This window comes from Streptomyces sp. AK02-01A (assembly GCF_033795305.1).
Classification (GTDB): Bacteria; Actinomycetota; Actinomycetes; order Streptomycetales; family Streptomycetaceae; genus Streptomyces.
On the sequence record NZ_JARBAE010000007.1, the window covers coordinates 60,972 to 76,944 of the forward strand.

The window sequence follows — 15,973 nt, forward strand, 5'->3', positions numbered from 1 at the left end:
CGAAATCGCCCCGTCCCTCCTGCCCGTAGGTAAATGCTGCTATGAGAAAAGACTGTTCTTGGGACGGTACCCCAGCATTGTCACCCGCGACCGCAGTGCACTGGTGACAAACCCGTCTTCCCATGCTCCAACGCCGGGAGGGGCGCTGGGGTTCCCGCCGCGGCGAAGCCTTTCCCGGACGCTTCGCCGCTCTTCGCGGGCGCCGACGCGACTTCCGGGGCGCCGACGCGCTCAGCCGCCGTAGACGTGTGGCGCGAGCGTGCCGACAAAAGGCATGTTGCGGTACTTCTCCGCATAATCCAGGCCATATCCGACGACGAACTCATTGGGAATGTCAAAGCCGATCCACTTGACGTCGATCGCGACCTTTGCGGCATCCGGCTTACGGAGCAGAGTGCAGACCTCCAGCGAGGCCGGCTCCCGTGAACCGAGGTTGGAGAGCAGCCACGACAGGGTCAGACCCGAGTCGATGATGTCCTCGACGATCAGGACGTGCTTGCCCTTGATGTCGGTGTCCAGGTCCTTGAGGATCCGGACCACACCGGAGGACTGGGTGCCGGCTCCGTAGGAGGAGACGGCCATCCAGTCCATCGTCACGGGGGTGGACAGGGCGCGCGCCAAGTCCGCCATGACCATCACGGCGCCCTTGAGGACCCCGACGAGAAGCAGATCCTTGCCCGCGTACTCCGCATCGATCTTCGCGGCCAGTTCGGCCAGCTTCGCGTCGATCTCTTTCTTGGTGATGAGCACCGACTGGAGGTCGTCGCCCATGTCCTTGTCGTCCACCCGCATCACTTTCGTTGTCGGCCAGGGGTCCGGGGCTTGTGGCCCGGGAGACACAGCCGTAGTGCTTGAGCGCTTCAGCCCTGCCGGACGACCAGTCTGCCACCCTGCCTCCTGGCCTCCACGCGGCCGGGCAGGTTGATGGCTCCCTGGCCGCGCCAGCCCGTGATCAGGCGGTCGACCTCTTCGATGTGCCGGGCGAAGAGGGAACCCGCGGGGGCGCCCGCGGAGATGAGCGCACGGCGCAGCACTCTGCGGCGGACGGCGGGCGGCAGCGCGTACAACTTGGCGCATTCCAGCCGGCCCGCGCCGTCCCGCACGCGGCTGTCCGCTTCGGCGGCCCAGGTGTCCAGGGCGTCGGCGTCGTCACGGGAGAGCTGCGCCGTACGGGCCAGGGCCTCCACGACGCCCTTGCCGAGCGCCTTCTCCAGCGCGGGCAGACCCTCGTGCCGCAACCGCGCGCGGGTGTACGCGGGATCGGCGTTGTGCGGGTCGTCCCAGACCGGGATCGACTGGACCAGGCATGCCTTGCGTGCGGTCTGCCGGTCCAGTTGGAGGAAGGGGCGGCGGTAACGGCCGGCCGGTCCGGAGACGGCCGCCATCCCGGCCAGGGAGCGCGTGCCCGAGCCGCGCGCGAGCCCCAGCAGCACGGTCTCGGCCTGGTCGTCCCGGGTGTGGCCGAGCAGCACGGCGGCGGCGCGATGGCGCTCCGCGGCGGCGTCGAGAGCGGAGTAGCGGGCGTCACGGGCGGCCGCTTCGGGCCCGCCCTCCCGGCCCACGGTCACGGCGACGGACTCGACGGGATCGAGCCGCATGGCCCCGAGCCGGGCGACGACTTCGGCCGCGCGGAGCTCGGAACCGGCCTGCAGGCCGTGGTCGACGGTTACGGCGCCGGCCAGCACGGAGAGTTTCGGGGCTTCGAAGGCCAGTGCGGAGGCGAGCGCCATGGAATCGGCGCCGCCGGAGCAGGCGACCAGCACGAGCGGCTGCCCGCCGGAGGCGGGAGGTGTCTCGGAACGGTCGATGAGGATGTCGTGGAGTACGCGGCGAACCGCCAGGCGTATCGCCGCGACCGCAGGATGGGGACCCATATCCGGTGCCCTTCGTGATGTTTTTTGGGGGTGCCTCGGTCGGAGTCAGGACGGGGAGCGTCACTCAGAGTGCGTCGATGGTGACAGAACCGAGCCATTACCCGAGCATTGCACGCCTATCCCTCACTCACGGTCCCTCGGATGGGTGATACCTCAGGCGCTCTTCCGCCCCGGGCCGGATCCGGCTCAGGAATCCGCCTTGCGGTGCACCCTCGCGATCCAGTCCGCCGGTTTGGCGATCTCCGCCTTGGTCGGGAGGGTGTTCGGCGAGGTCCAGACGCGATTGAAGCCGTCCATGCCGACATCCTCGACCACGGCCCGTACGAAACGCTCCCCGTCGCGGTACTGGCGCAGCTTGGCGTCCAGCCCGAGGAGCTTGCGCAGCGCCTGGTCGAGACGGCTGGCGCCGCGGGCCCTGCGCTGCTGGAACTTCTCCCGGATCTCGGCGACCGTGGGCACGACCTGAGGTCCTACGCCGTCCATCACATAATCGGCGTGGCCTTCGAGGAGGGACATCACGGCGGTCAGCCGGCTCAGCACCTCGCGCTGGCCCGGGGTCTGCACCAGTTCGACGATGCTCCGGCCCTTCTCGTCCTCCTCGCCCTCGGGACGGCTGCCGGAGAGCGACTGGGCGGCCTCGCGAAGGCGTTCGAGCACGGTCATCGGATCGACGTCGGTCTCGTCGAGGAATGACTGGATCTCGCCGCGCAGATGGTCCCGCAGCCACGGCACACCGGTGAACTGCGTGCGGTGGGTCTCCTCGTGGAGTGCGACCCAGAGCCTGAAGTCGTGCGGATCGACGTCCAGTTCGCGCTCGACATGCACGATGTTGGGCGCGACGAGCAGCAGCCGGCCGCCGCCGGCCCCGGCGGACGGGAGGTCGCGGCCCGCGGGCGCGAACGTCTCGTACTGGCCGAGGACCCGGGACGCCATGAAGGACAGCAGCATGCCCAGCTCCACGCCGGTCACCTTGCCGCCGACCGCTCCGAGCACGGCGCCGCCCGGTGTGGCCGAGCGGCGTTCCTGCATCTTCTCGAAGAGCGGCTTGAGCAGTTCACGGAAGCCCGCGACGTTCGCCTTCACCCAGCCGGCCCGGTCGACGATCAGGACCGGGGTGTCCTGGGGCTCGTGGCCCTCGGGGATCATCCGCGTGTAGCCGCGGACGTGCAGCTCCGAGGACTTGGCGTGCCGTCGCAGCTCGGCGACGATCTCGCGCGCCTCGTCCCTGGTCACTTCGGGACCGGGCCGTACCAGCCGGGTCGCGGTCGCCACCGCGAGATTCCAGTCGACCATCTCGGCACCACCGATGCTCGTCATGCGTCAACCGTACGTGGTCGGCCCGGGATGCGGAGTGGTGTCGACGGCCCGGTTCTCGGCCGGTCCCACCCTCCGGGGCATCGCGGACGGCCCGGAATCAAGCCGCGGAAGCGGCCTGGGGAGCGGCCCCGGCCGAGGTTGGGCCGTCAGGGAACCAGAGCCGCGGAGAGCCGGTCCAGGGCCGCCTGGGCGGCGTCGGGCGCGGGGGTGGCTCCGGCCATGAAGGCGAACGCCAGCAGCCGGCCTCTGGCGTCGACGACCGTACCGGCGAGGGTGTTCACTCCGGTGAGCGTGCCGGTCTTGGCCCGGACGAGTCCGATGGCGGGCGCGGCGTTCGCGTACCGGCTCTGGAGGGTGCCGCTGAACCCGGCGACCGGCAGCCCGGTGAGGACGGAACGCAGCTCGGGCCTGGCCGGGTCGGCGGCGCGCGCCAGCAGCGTGGTGAGCAGCGACGCGCTGGCCCTGTCCTGGCGGTTGAGACCGCTGCCGTCGGCGAAGCGGGCACCGCCGAGCGGCACTTTGAGCTTCTTGAGCCGCGCGGCGACGGCCCGTTCCGCGCCGGCGAAGCTCGCGGGCTCGCCGGCCGCGATGGCCGTCTGGCGGGCCAGGGCCTCCGCCGTGTCGTTGTCGCTCTCCGTCAACGCCCGCTCGACCAGGGCGGCGAGCGGGCGCGAGTAGGTCCTGGCGACAAGCTTGGAGCCGGTCGCGGGCTTGTGCGGAGAGGAGGCGACGGACGTCTTGATCCCGCGGTCGCGCAGCAGCCCGGCGAAGGCGTCGGCGGCGTCACCGGCCGGATCGCCGCTGCGGGGCGCGGGCCCTCTGGTGGACTTGTCGAGACGGCCCTGTCCCGCCATCAGCGCGGTGACGGGAGCGATGTTGTCGTTGGGGCCGATGGGATGCAGACGAGGTCCTGAGTAGAGGGAGATGTCATAGCCGACCTTGACCGTGGTGACACCGCGGTCGCGCAGGGCCCGCGCGGTGTCGTCGGCCAGGGCGCGCAGTCCCGTCGCGTCGAGCGTGGCGTCGCCGCCGCCGACCAGAGTGACCGTCCGGCCGTCCCGGGCCGCCACGACCGTGGTGGCGATGCGGTGATCGGGACCGAGCGCGGAGAGCGCCGCCACCATGACCGCGATCTTGACCGTGGAGGCCGGCGTCATCGGGCTGCCGGCGCCCTTGCCGTACAGCTCCTTGCCCGTCGCGACGTCGACGACCGACGCCGTACGCGTACGGCCGAGCGCGGGGCTGTCCAGGAGCGGGCCGAGCTTCCTGCCGAGCCCGGCGGGCGCGGCGCCGGGAGCGCTGAGCGCGGCGAGCACGGCGGGCGCGCTGGGAGCGGCGTCCGGGGCGGCTGGGGCCGTCGTGTCGTGATGTGCGCCACCCGTACGGCTCTGGGCGGCCGCCCACTCCCGCTCGGCCTTACGCTGACCGGAGTCCCACGGACCGGCCGCGGCGACCGCACCGGCGGCGAGCGTCAGACCGACAACGACGGAACCTGCCGTGAGCTGCCACACTTTCGGCTCAAGCACGGCTGAACAGCCCCTTTCGCGATCACACTGCTGCGTGGGGGACACTTAATCACTGCGCCTTGCCACGAGCATGGCACCCCGACCGGCAGCGGGCCTGTCAGGCCGGGGTCCGGGGGGTCCTTCTCCACGGAGACGCAGCATCACCGGACATATGTGTTGATCATGGAGGAGCCACCCGTGGAGTTCGACGTCACCATCGAGATCCCTAAGGGTTCGCGGAACAAGTATGAGGTGGACCACGAGACCGGTCGGATCCGACTTGACCGTCGTCTCTTCACCTCGACCAGCTACCCGGCCGACTACGGCTTCGTCGAGAACACCCTCGGCGAGGACGGCGATCCGCTGGACGCGCTGGTCATCCTGGACGAGCCGACCTTCCCGGGCTGCCTCATCAAGTGCCGTGCCATCGGCATGTTCCGGATGACGGACGAGGCCGGCGGCGACGACAAGCTGCTGTGCGTCCCGGCGTCCGACCCCCGGGTGGAGCACCTGCGTGACATCCACCATGTCTCGGAGTTCGACCGCCTGGAGATCCAGCACTTCTTCGAGGTCTACAAGGACCTGGAGCCCGGCAAGTCCGTCGAGGGCGCCGACTGGGTCGGCCGCGCCGAGGCCGAGGCCGAGATCGAGGCCTCGTACAAGCGCCTTGAGGCACAGGGCAACGCGCACTGACGCGTACCGCGTGTGACCGGCGGACAGCCGGACGGACGACGGGCGGCGCATCCTTCTCGGAGGGTGGGCCGCCCGTCGTCCGTGTGGGTGCCCGCCCATGTCCGTGCTCATACTGGGCAGACGCGGACCGGGATGAAGATCGGATCGCACGGACCGCCGATCGGGACGACTGAGTGACGGGGCCGGCACAGCAGGGAGTGAGGGCGTGAACAGTGGTTGCCGAGCCGGACGGTTTTGAGGACCGAAAGCCGCTGTCGGACGAGGCACACAGCGCGTTCACTCCTCCGCTCGGAGTGGAGAGGCCACCGGTTCCCGAGGACGACCAGCCGACCTCGGAGTTCGCGATTCCGGACGGGCTGAGCGCGGAGCCTCCGACCGAGACCGAGAGGTCGGCCTTCGGGACACCGGGCGGTACGCCGGCCGGCACCGGCTCCCGGCAGTCGCCTCCCGCGTTCACTCCCGCCCATGGCGTCCCGCTGGTCGGGCTGACCAAGGAGGCGCCCTGGCAGGACCGGATGCGCACGCTGTTGCGGATGCCGGTCGGCGACCGTCCGGTGCCGGAGACGGTGCAGCGGCCCGACGACGACGGGCCCGCGGTGCCCCGGGTGCTCGACCTGACGCTGCGTATCGGCGAACTGCTGCTGGCCGGTGGCGAGGGCGCCGAGGACGTCGAGGCCGCGATGTTCGCGGTCAGCCGTGCGTACGGGCTGGACCGCTGCGAGCCCAACGTCACCTTCACTCTGCTGTCGATCTCCCATCAGCCGTCGCTGGTCGAAGACCCGGTGACCGCCAGCCGGACCGTACGCAGGCGCGGCACCGACTACACCCGGCTGTCCGCCGTCTACCGGCTCATCGACGACATCACCACCGAGGACACGGACGTCACTCTGGAGGAGGCGTACCGGCGGCTGGCGGAGATCCGCCGCAACCGGCATCCGTATCCCGGATGGGCGCTGACGGTGGCGAGCGGGGTTCTGGCCGGGTCCGCCTCCGTGCTGGTCGGTGGTGGCCTGGTGGTGTTCGTGGCCGCGGCGCTCGGCGCGATGCTCGGAGACCGGCTGGCCTGGGTGTTCGCGGGCCGTGGGATGCCGGAGTTCTACCAGTTCGTGGTGGCCGCGATGCCGCCGGCCGGAATGGGAGTGGCGCTGACGCTGCTGAGCGCGGCCGCGCAGTGGGAGGTGCGGCCCTCGGCGGTGATCACCGGTGGTCTCTTCGCGCTGCTGCCGGGACGGGCCCTGGTCGCCGGTGTGCAGGACGGTCTGACGGGCTACTACATCACCGCGTCCGCCCGGCTGCTGGAAGTCATGTACTTCTTCATCGCGATCGTCATCGGCGTGCTGATCGTGCTCTATCTGGGCGTGCAGCTCGACGCGCAGCTCAATCCGGACGCGGCCCTGCACACCGCCGAGCGGCCGGTGGTGCAGATCCTCGCGGCGGTGGTGCTGAGTTTCGCCTTCGCGATACTGCTCCAGCAGGAGCGCTCGACCGTGCTGATGGTGTCTCTCAACGGTGGCGTCGCCTGGACGGTCTACGCGGCGATGCATGACACCGGCGACATCTCGCCGGTCGCCGCGACGGCGATCGCGGCCGGTCTGGTGGGGCTCTTCGGACAGCTCTTCTCGCGCTACCAGTTCGCCTCCGCGCTGCCGTACGTCACGGCCGCGATCGGGCCGCTGCTGCCTGGCTCCTCGACGTACTTCGGGCTGCTGGGCATCGCGCAGAACAATCTGGACCGCGGGCTCGCGTCGCTCTCCAAGGCCGCGGCGCTGGCCCTGGCCATCGCCGTCGGAGTGAATCTCGGCGGCGAGATCTCCCGGCTGTTCCTCAGGGTGCCCGGCGCGGGCCGGGCTTCGAGCCGCCGGGCGGCGAAGCGGACCCGCGGCTTCTGAGGGCCGGACGCCACACAGCGAACCCGCGAACCCGGCGGGACCGGCTCCGGCCCCGCCGGGCCAAGCGGCCGGGTCAGCGCTTGGCGTGACGTCCGCGCGGCGCTCCGGGAGCGCCGCCCGGCGCCTCGGACACGGCAGCACCGGCAGCGCCGTCCGTCGTCCGCGCGGCCTTCTTGGACTTGGAGCGCGCCCGAAGGAACTCGAACGCGATCGGCAGCACCGAGATCAGCACGATGGCGATCAGGATCATCTCGATGTTCTTGTGGACGAACTCGATCTTGCCGAGCGCGGCACCCAGCAGTGTGACGCCCACGCCCCAGAGCGTGCCGCCGATGACGTTGAAGATGATGAACGACCGGTAGTTCATCCGGCTCACACCGGCGATGATCGGCGTGAACGTCCGGACGACGGGCACGAAGCGCGCCAGGACCAGCGACTTGGGACCGTACTTCTCGAAGAACTCGTGTGCCTTCTCGACGTTCTCCTGCTTGAAGAGCTTGGAGTCGGGGCGCTTGAAGAGCGACGGGCCGACCTTCCGGCCGAAGAGATAGCCGACCTGGTCGCCGATGATCGCCGCGAGCGCCACCAGCGTGCAGACGAGCCACAGCGGGGACTTCAGCGTGCCGGACGTCACCAGCAGGCCGGTGGTGAAGAGAAGCGAGTCGCCCGGCAGGAAGAAGCCGATGAGGAGGCCGGACTCGGCGAAGACGATGACCAGGACACCGATCAGTCCGAAGGTCCCGATCAGATAGTCCGGATCCAGCCAGCTAGGGCCGAGCGCAAGGGTGGTCACGGGTTCCGGACTCCTGAGTCGATAGTCGGTCGATCGTCGATTCGGCGTGGTCGGCCGCCCACAAGCTATCAACGCCCGGCCGCCGCTCCAGGTTCCACCCGGCCCTTCGAAATGCACTCTACGCATACCAGTACAAAGCTATGCGTCACAAGGCTTCGGGAGGTCACCCGGCCTCTCGGAGGGGCCACCGGTCTGCGCGGAAGGCGGACGCACATGGGCATCGAGGAGTACGGCGGCGGACAGCGCTCCTGGTCCGACGTTCTGGTCGTCACCACCAATGACGTTCCCGGCCATCAGGTGCGGAAGGTCATCGGCGAGGTCTTCGGCCTCACCGTCCGGTCACGGCATCTGGGCGGCCAGATCGGCGCCGGACTCAAGTCGATGATCGGCGGCGAGCTCAAAGGAGTCACCAAGACCCTCGTGGAGAGCCGCAACCAGGCGATGGAACGCCTGGTCGAGCAGGCCCGGTCGCGCGGCGCCAACGCCGTGCTGATGATGCGCTTCGATGTGACCGAGGCATCCGACGTGGGCACGGAAGTGTGCGCGTACGGCACGGCCGTCGTGATCAACGAGCTCTAAGGCCCTGTCTGACACATCCCGCCTGGCCTGCGACGCCTGGCACGCACGCTCACCGCGTTGTCGGAGTCATCCGAGTACGTCCAGTACACGGATGATCCTCCGCCTTGGGATCGCACGCACCAGACGTCGCAGGCCCCGCCCCCCGGGCGGACGGCGCTATGTGTCAGACACGTCCCAGTTGGCCCGGCCCGGATCACCTCCGCGCGCGACGTCGGACCACTCCGCCGCTCCGGCCGGGCAGCGGCGGCGCCGCCATGAGCCGAACGGCACACACCTCACGCACCCGGCGAGCCGATCACACCATTTGTCCGTATCGTCATCGTCGTCATCGTCGCCGCGAAGGCCACGGAGGGAAGACGGGAAGCCGATGCCACTTCAGCGAGGCGGATACCGCACCGCGAGCGGATCCGCCGAAGAATCCGAGAGCGAGCGCGCCGAGCGGCTCCGACTGTCGCTCAACCCCTTCTTCGGAGAGGCCGATCCGGTCAGCGGGATGGCTTCCGCCCCGCCCACGCACCGGCTTCCGGACGGCCCCATGCCGCCCGCCACGGCATATCAGCTCGTCCATGACGAGCTGATGCTCGACGGCAACGCCCGGCTCAACCTCGCCACGTTCGTCAGCACCTGGATGGAGCCCCAGGCCGAGCGACTGATGTCCGAGTGCTGGGACAAGAACATGATCGACAAGGACGAGTATCCGCGCACCGCCGAACTGGAGCGGCGCTGTGTCGCGATGCTCGCCGACCTCTGGAACGCTCCCGACCCGGCGGCGGCCGTGGGCTGTTCGACGACCGGCTCCAGCGAGGCCTGCATGCTCGCCGGAATGGCGCTCAAGCGCCGCTGGAGCAAGCGCAACGCGTCCCGCTATCCGGCGAACGCCCGGCCCAATCTCGTCATGGGCATCAATGTCCAGGTCTGCTGGGAGAAGTTCTGCGCGTTCTGGGAGGTCGAGGCGCGTCAACTGCCCATGGAGGGCGACCGCTTCCATCTCGATCCGGAGGCCGCCGCCGGCCTCTGCGACGAGAACACCATCGGAGTCGTGGCCGTGCTGGGCTCCACCTTCGACGGCTCGTACGAACCGGTCGCGGAGCTGTGCGCGGCGCTGGACGCGCTCCAGGAACGAACGGGCCTCGACATCCCCGTCCATGTCGACGGGGCTTCCGGTGCCATGATCGCGCCGTTCCTCGACGAGGATCTGCTCTGGGACTTCCGGCTGCCGCGCGTCTCCTCCATCAACACCTCCGGGCACAAGTACGGACTGGTCTATCCGGGCGTCGGCTGGGCGCTGTGGCGCTCGCAGGCCGAACTCCCCGAGGAGCTCGTCTTCCGCGTGAACTACCTCGGCGGCGAACTGCCCACCTTCGCACTGAACTTCTCCCGGCCGGGCGCGCAGGTCGTCGCGCAGTACTACACCTTTCTGAGGCTGGGCCGGGACGGTTTCCGGGCCGTCCAGCAGACGGCCCGGGACATCGCCCGGAAGCTCGCCGGGCGGATCGAGGCCCTGGGCGACTTCCGGCTCATCACCCGAGGCGACGAACTGCCCGTGTTCGCCTTCACCACCGCGCCCGGCGTGCGGAACTACGACGTCTTCGACGTCTCCCGCCGGCTGCGCGAGCACGGCTGGCTGGTGCCCGCGTACACCTTCCCGGCCAACCGCGAGGACCTCACCGTCCTCCGGGTGGTCTGCCGCAACGGCTTCTCCGCCGATCTGGCCGATCTGCTGGTGGCCGATCTGAGCCGGCTGCTGCCGGAACTGCGGCGCCAGCCGCGTCCGCTGAACCGCGACAAGTCCGTCGCCACGGCCTTCCACCACTGAGCGCGCCCGCGCGCCCGGACCGCGCGCTCTCCCGCACATCCGCCCCCGCCTCCACGCCCGGACCCCATACGCGCGAACCCCGAACGCCCATCCGCGCGCCCACCCCGGCACCCCGCTCATACGCTCCCCCGTCCACGCCGCCGCTTCACGCCGCCGCCCGACCCCGTCTCCGCCGGGCCGGCCGCTGTCATCTCTGATACACCGCCGCCCCGCCCCGGGTTCCACTCCGGAGGCGTGGCTTTCCGGCGCACCGCCCAGTGGCTGAGCCGCGCGAACCACCTCACCGCCGGCGAAAAGAGCCCGTCCGGTCGCTCAGGCTGATGAACTCAGGCTTGATGACTTGACGACTTCACGGCTTGACGACTTCACGGCTTGACGACTTCACGGCTTGATCAGTGGCGATCACCTTCATCGGGAATCCCGGTCGCGTACGGGTTCTCCTCACCCTCGGCGAGCACGCCCACGAACGTCTCGCCCTCCCCGGAGAAGGTGTACGCACCACCCTCGACGCGCTTGATCAGGCCCCGCGTCCACGCCGCTCCGACGTCCGCGGAATGGACCCACAGATTCATGATCTCGCCGATGTGCCCGAGCTGCTCCGGACCTTCCTCGGGCACATAGTGCTCGGTCACCGAGGCCCGCCACGCCTCGATCGCGCGCACCCGCTCCCTGAGCAGTTCGACGGCCTCGGCGCGCGGCAGATCGACAAGGAAGCCGATCCCCGCCGACAGCACGTCCATCTTCTGGTCGTACGACGTCAGCGACTCGCGCAGCAGTCTGAAGTACTCCTCGCGGCCCGCGTCGGTGATCTCGTACTCGGTCCTCGGCGGCCCGCCCGCCGTGCTCGGCGCGACCTCGTGCGCCAGCAGCACGCCCTGCTTCGCCATCTGCTTCAGCGCGTGGTAGATCGAGCCGGGCTTCGCGTTGGACCACTCATGGGCGCCCCAGTACTCCAGGTCGTTGCGGACCTGATAGCCATGGGCCCGCCCGTGCCGGCGGACCGCGCCGAGCACGAGCAAACGGATCGCTGACATCGCTCCAGGTTATGACCCTGGCCGGAGCCCAGGTCATGGCACCCCGGTCCGTCACGGCCCCGCCTCAGCCCTGCTCGCCGCCCCGCTCCAGCGCGACCAGTTCGAAGGCGGTCCGCCCGTCGAGCGACTCCCGGATGATGTCCGCGTGGCCCGCGTGCCGGGACATCTCCGTGATCAGCCGCAGCAGCAGCCAGCGCATCGACACCCGTTCGTCCGGCGGGAACCACGGCGCGTCGGGCAGCTCAAAGGTCTCGTCCAGGCTCTCGCGGCCGAGGATGAACATCTCGGTCTGCCCCGCGACCTTGTCCCAGTACGCCAGCTTCTCCTCGACCGTCTCCTCGCCGACGAGCCGGAAGCTCTCGTGCCAGTTCTCCTCGGTGCGCGGTGTCTCGGGGTCGGTTCCCCTCGCTCTGGCGAGCCAGCTCTGCTCGACCTCCGACGCGTGCTTCAGCAGGCCGGAGAGCGACAGCTCGCTGGCGCTCGGCACGCTCGCGGCCCGCTCCTCGCTCAGCCCGAGGAGCGCCCTGCGGATACCGCCGCGCTCGGCCTCCAGGAACGCGAGGAGCGCACCGCGCTCGTCGCCGCGGGCTTCCGCGTTCACCTGCGTGACCATGGGCTCTGCCTCTCGTTCGGTGCCGTTCCTTCTCGACACCCACGAAGCTATGGGCCCTTGCGGTCAGCTTCTGTCCTCGACTCGCGCCCGGTGAGCCCGGGAACCACAGCTCAGAAGCGGAACTCCGTGCGGCCGTGCTGCACCGAGATCCACTTCTGCGTCGTGAAAGCCTCCACCGTCGAGTCCCCGTTGAGCCGGCCGAGCCCCGAGAACTTCTCGCCGCCGAACGCCACCAGCGGCTCGTCCTGCACGGTCGAGTCGTTGACGTGCATCATGCCGGTGACAATCCGCTTGGCGAACCGCACGCCGCGCTCCACATTCGAGGTGTGCACGGCCCCGCTCAGCCCGTACGGCGTGTCGTTCGCGAGCCGTACCGCCTCCTCCTCGCCGTCGAACGGGATCAGCAGCACCACGGGCCCGAAGATCTCCTGGTGCATCAGCGGAGAGGTCTCGGGCAGCCCCGAGAGCACCGTCGGCTCCACGAGATTGCCGCGCGTCCGTCCGCGTACGAGCGCGGTCGCACCCTCCGCGAGCGCCTGGTCCACCAGTGCCGTCAGCGCGTCGGCCTGGAACGTGTTGATGACCGGGCCGATCTGGGTCTCCGGGTCACGCGGGTCGCCGGTCTTGAGCGCCGCCACCTTGGCCACGAACTTCTCGGTGAACTCGCGCTCGACACTGCGGTCCACCAGGATCCGGTTGGCGGCCATACAGACCTGGCCCTGATAGATGAACCGGCTGACCACCGCCGCGTCCACCGCGTAGTCGATACCCGCCTCGTCCAGATCGTCAAGGACGACCAGTGCGCTGTTGCCGCTCAGTTCGAGTATCGCCCGCTTGAAGTTGCCGCCCGCGACCGCGCCGACATGGCGGCCCACCCGGTCGGAGCCGGCGAACGAGATCACCTTGGGCACGGGATGCTCGATCAGCGCGTCGCCGATCTCCGCGATGTCCGTCACCAGGACATTGAGCAGCCCGGCCGGCAGCTCCGCGTCCTCGAAGAGCTTGGCTATGAGCCCACCGCCGACGACGGGCGCGTTCTGATTGGGCTTGATCACCACGGCGTTGCCGAGTGCCAGTGCCGGTGCCACCGACTTGATCGTCACCAGGAAGGGATAGTTGAAGGGAGTTATCACTCCGATGACACCGACCGGAAGCCGGTAGACCCGGTTCTCCCTGCCGTCGACCGCGGACGGCAGGATCCGTCCTTCGGGACGCAGCGCGAGCTGCATGGCCTCGCGCAGGAAGTCCTGCGCGGCATGGACCTCGTACAGCGCCTTGAGCCGTGTGCCGCCCAGCTCGTCGACGATCGCCTCGACGATGTCTTCCTTGCGCTCGTCGATCAGCGTGAGCACGCGCTCGAAGACAAGCCTGCGGGCGTACGGATTGGTCTCGGCCCAGGCCCGCTGCGCACGCTCCGCCGCGCGATACGCCTCGTCGACCTCAAGGGCGGTGGCGATCGTGATGGCGGCGAGCTTCTCTCCGTTGTACGGATTGAAGTCGATGATGTCCCACGAGCCGCTGCCGGTCCGCCACTCGCCGTCGATGTACTGGTGGGCCAGGTCGGTGAAGTAGGACATGCGATCCCTTACTGCAGGTGCAAACTCCTGATGCGAATTCATCGTACTGATGCCTCAGATAAGTTGGAGCAGGCCGCGGAGCACATCTCGGCTCTCCTCGGAACCCGGGCTGTCTCCTTGTAGTCGCTCCATCACCCGTTCGTACTGGGCGACCTCTTCGCGCTTGTCCAGATACAGCGCGCTGGTGAGCTGTTCCAGATAAACGACATCGGAGAGATCCGACTCCGGGAAGCGCAGCATGGTGAACGCTCCGCTCTCGCCCGCGTGCCCTCCGAAACTGAACGGCATCACCTGAAGTGTGATGTTCGGCTGTTCCGAGATCTCGATCAAATGCTTCAACTGGCCCTGCATCACGGAGCGATCGCCGTACGGCCGGCGCAGCGCCGCCTCGTCGAGGATGGCGTGGAAGCGGGGCGCCCGCTCGGACACGAGGACTTTCTGCCGCTCCAGCCGGAGAGCGACCCGGCGGTCGACCTCGGCCTGCGGCGCGTCCGGAATCCCGCGGGTGACAACCGCGTGCGCGTACGCCTCGGTCTGCAACAGACCGTGCACGAACTGCACCTCATAGATACGAATCAACGAGGCGGCGCCTTCGAGACCGATATAGGTCTGGAACCAGCCGGGCAGCACATCGCCGTAGCTGTGCCACCAACCCGCGACATTGGCCTCACGGGCGAGGCCGAGAAGGGCCCCGCGCTCGCCTTCGTCGGCGACACCGTAGAGGGTCAGCAGGTCCTCGATGTCTCTGGCCTTGAAGCTCACCCGTCCCAACTCCATACGGCTGATCTTGGACTCGGATGCGCGGATCGAGTAGCCGGCGGCCTCGCGTGTGATGCCGCGCGTCTCGCGCAGCCGCCTCAGCTGTGAGCCCAGCAGGATGCGCCGCACCACGGAACCGCCCGATTCGGCTGCGGTCACGTCTCCAACCCTCCCCATCGCATGTGGTTCTCCCAGGAGCACCCCCGAGCCCCAAGTGCCGGATTCTGCCACCAAAACGCTTCAGCCCGTACTCATTCGATTACGGAAATAAGAAGGCTTTGCGGAGGGAGCGAAACTGGTCACAGGGAGAAATGCGAAAGAAGCACCCAGGTCGGTGCAGGCCGGGCGCGTGCACGTGCATCTGCCCTTGCATCTGCCCAACGCATTCGGAACCATGGTCCCCGCGCACCTGCGTGCTCGATCGTGATTGACGTGTTGTGACGCTGGACCATCGCAGTATCGCTACGGCCGCGAATCCTGGGAGTGCCTCGCATGGGGACGAATGGATCGACCATGCTCGAGCCGTTAAGGCAGGGGCTTCCCCCCATCGACGCCGCGGGCGCCGCCAGTTCGGCGTCGTGCGCGCTGCCGGCCCGCTACGAGGCGGTGCGCGGGGCACGACAGTTCACCAGGACCACACTGGGCCAGTGGGAGCTGAACGACCGCTTCGACGATGTCGCGCTGGTCGTCTCCGAGCTCGTCACCAACGCACTGCGGCACGCCCTGCCCGCCGACACGCCGCGCGAGCCGCAGGAGCATCCCGTACGGCTGCATCTGATGCGGTGGACGTCACGGCTGATCTGCGCGGTACGGGACCCCAGCCACGCGGGCCCGATGACACGCAAGACGGACGAGGACTGCGCGGCGGAGTCCGGCCGTGGGCTGTTCCTGGTGGATTCCTTCAGTGACACCTGGGGCTGGCACCCATTGGCGGGGTCTCTGACCGGCAAGGTGGTCTGGGCGCTGTTCCAATTGCAAGCTGACTGATTCTGGTCGCTACGAGGCCCCGTGCGAGCGGCCGGGGCCTCGAACGGTGCGCCTCTATTCAGCCATGATCTCGTGAAAATCGGCGTGAACTGTGCGATCCGTACGGGCGCACAGCAAGGAAATCACCGAGGCGACACGATTGGCTCCGCTCCGCCGCCGGCCGGATCCGCGTGGTCCGTCCAGCACCGGCCGATCGGTGCGCGCGCTCAGCCGCCCGCCGTCAGATGGTCGAACTCGCCGTCCTTGACGCCGAGCAGCATGGCCTCGATCTCGGCAGGCGTGTAGACGAGAGCGGGGCCGTCGGGATGGCGTGAATTCCGCACCGCCACCTCTCCGCCCGGCAGTTTGGCGAACTCCACACAGGATCCCTGGGAGTTGCTGTGCCTGCTCTTCTGCCAGACAACTCCGTGAAGCTCTGTGGCCGTTATGCCGTTGTACACGTGGTGCACAGGTCGCTCCCCGAGTTGCAAGGTGCAGGTGTCAACTTTCCCGGATCATAGCTGTGTTCATGTGCCAATGCATGAGCAGATGCACGTG

At 68.9% G+C, this 15,973-nt stretch carries 15 protein-coding genes; 5 read left to right on the forward strand and 10 right to left on the reverse strand.

Going from position 1 to position 15,973, the window contains the following annotated elements; all coding sequences use genetic code 11:
• Positions 1–231: 231 nt before the first annotated feature.
• The 4 genes from hpt to dacB all read right to left on the reverse strand — a co-directional run bounded on the left by hpt (position 232) and on the right by dacB (position 4,717).
• Positions 232–792 carry a hypoxanthine phosphoribosyltransferase gene (gene hpt, locus PV679_RS09870; RefSeq protein ID WP_319679729.1) on the reverse strand — a complete coding sequence of 187 codons (561 nt, stop codon included), beginning with the start codon at positions 790–792 and terminating at the stop codon, positions 232–234.
• Positions 793–860: 68 nt separating this feature from the next.
• Complete coding sequence (tilS, locus tag PV679_RS09875; RefSeq protein WP_319679730.1) at positions 861–1,874, reverse strand: tRNA lysidine(34) synthetase TilS; 1,014 nt, start codon at positions 1,872–1,874, stop codon at positions 861–863.
• Positions 1,875–2,060: 186 nt separating this feature from the next.
• Complete coding sequence (locus tag PV679_RS09880; protein ID WP_319679731.1) at positions 2,061–3,191, reverse strand: zinc-dependent metalloprotease; 1,131 nt, start codon at positions 3,189–3,191, stop codon at positions 2,061–2,063.
• A gap of 146 nt (positions 3,192–3,337) precedes the next feature.
• A complete protein-coding gene (dacB, locus tag PV679_RS09885) occupies positions 3,338–4,717 on the reverse strand; it encodes a D-alanyl-D-alanine carboxypeptidase/D-alanyl-D-alanine-endopeptidase (RefSeq protein ID WP_319679732.1) in 1,380 nt (459 codons plus the stop codon).
• Positions 4,718–4,894: 177 nt separating this feature from the next.
• On the opposite strand from dacB, the gene PV679_RS09890 reads away from it, so the two are divergent.
• On the forward strand, positions 4,895–5,389 hold the full coding sequence (locus tag PV679_RS09890; RefSeq protein ID WP_319679733.1) for an inorganic diphosphatase: 495 nt from the start codon (positions 4,895–4,897) through the stop codon (positions 5,387–5,389).
• 212 nt (positions 5,390–5,601) lie between these two features.
• Entirely contained in the window at positions 5,602–7,278 is a 1,677-nt protein-coding gene (locus PV679_RS09895; protein WP_319679734.1) for a threonine/serine ThrE exporter family protein, read from the forward strand.
• 73 nt (positions 7,279–7,351) lie between these two features.
• Here the strand turns inward: PV679_RS09895 and PV679_RS09900 are convergent, their stop codons facing one another.
• Entirely contained in the window at positions 7,352–8,071 is a 720-nt protein-coding gene (locus PV679_RS09900) for a DedA family protein (RefSeq protein WP_319679735.1), read from the reverse strand.
• 213 nt (positions 8,072–8,284) lie between these two features.
• Between PV679_RS09900 and PV679_RS09905 the strand changes: the two genes are divergently transcribed.
• Positions 8,285–8,650, forward strand: a complete 366-nt coding sequence (locus tag PV679_RS09905; protein ID WP_319679736.1) for a YbjQ family protein — start codon at positions 8,285–8,287, stop codon at positions 8,648–8,650.
• 367 nt (positions 8,651–9,017) lie between these two features.
• Entirely contained in the window at positions 9,018–10,466 is a 1,449-nt protein-coding gene (locus PV679_RS09910; protein ID WP_319679737.1) for a glutamate decarboxylase, read from the forward strand.
• Positions 10,467–10,858: 392 nt separating this feature from the next.
• Here PV679_RS09910 and PV679_RS09915 read toward each other — a convergent pair whose 3' ends face one another.
• From PV679_RS09915 to PV679_RS09930, 4 genes are all read right to left on the reverse strand, one after another.
• Positions 10,859–11,500: a PadR family transcriptional regulator gene (locus PV679_RS09915; protein WP_319679738.1), complete on the reverse strand. Its 642-nt coding sequence runs from the start codon at positions 11,498–11,500 to the stop codon at positions 10,859–10,861.
• Positions 11,501–11,564: 64 nt separating this feature from the next.
• Positions 11,565–12,113, reverse strand: coding sequence for a DinB family protein (locus PV679_RS09920; RefSeq protein WP_319679739.1), 549 nt, complete (start codon positions 12,111–12,113; stop codon positions 11,565–11,567).
• Between the two features lie 110 nt (positions 12,114–12,223).
• Complete coding sequence (locus PV679_RS09925) at positions 12,224–13,690, reverse strand: aldehyde dehydrogenase family protein (RefSeq protein ID WP_319679740.1); 1,467 nt, start codon at positions 13,688–13,690, stop codon at positions 12,224–12,226.
• 54 nt (positions 13,691–13,744) lie between these two features.
• A complete protein-coding gene (locus tag PV679_RS09930) occupies positions 13,745–14,626 on the reverse strand; it encodes a helix-turn-helix domain-containing protein (RefSeq protein ID WP_319679741.1) in 882 nt (293 codons plus the stop codon).
• A gap of 315 nt (positions 14,627–14,941) precedes the next feature.
• Here PV679_RS09930 and PV679_RS09935 point away from each other — a divergent pair, with 315 nt between their 5' ends.
• Positions 14,942–15,436, forward strand: a complete 495-nt coding sequence (locus PV679_RS09935; RefSeq protein WP_319679742.1) for an ATP-binding protein — start codon at positions 14,942–14,944, stop codon at positions 15,434–15,436.
• Between the two features lie 206 nt (positions 15,437–15,642).
• Here the strand turns inward: PV679_RS09935 and PV679_RS09940 are convergent, their stop codons facing one another.
• Positions 15,643–15,885 carry a DUF397 domain-containing protein gene (locus PV679_RS09940; RefSeq protein ID WP_319679743.1) on the reverse strand — a complete coding sequence of 81 codons (243 nt, stop codon included), beginning with the start codon at positions 15,883–15,885 and terminating at the stop codon, positions 15,643–15,645.
• Positions 15,886–15,973: the final 88 nt, after the last annotated feature.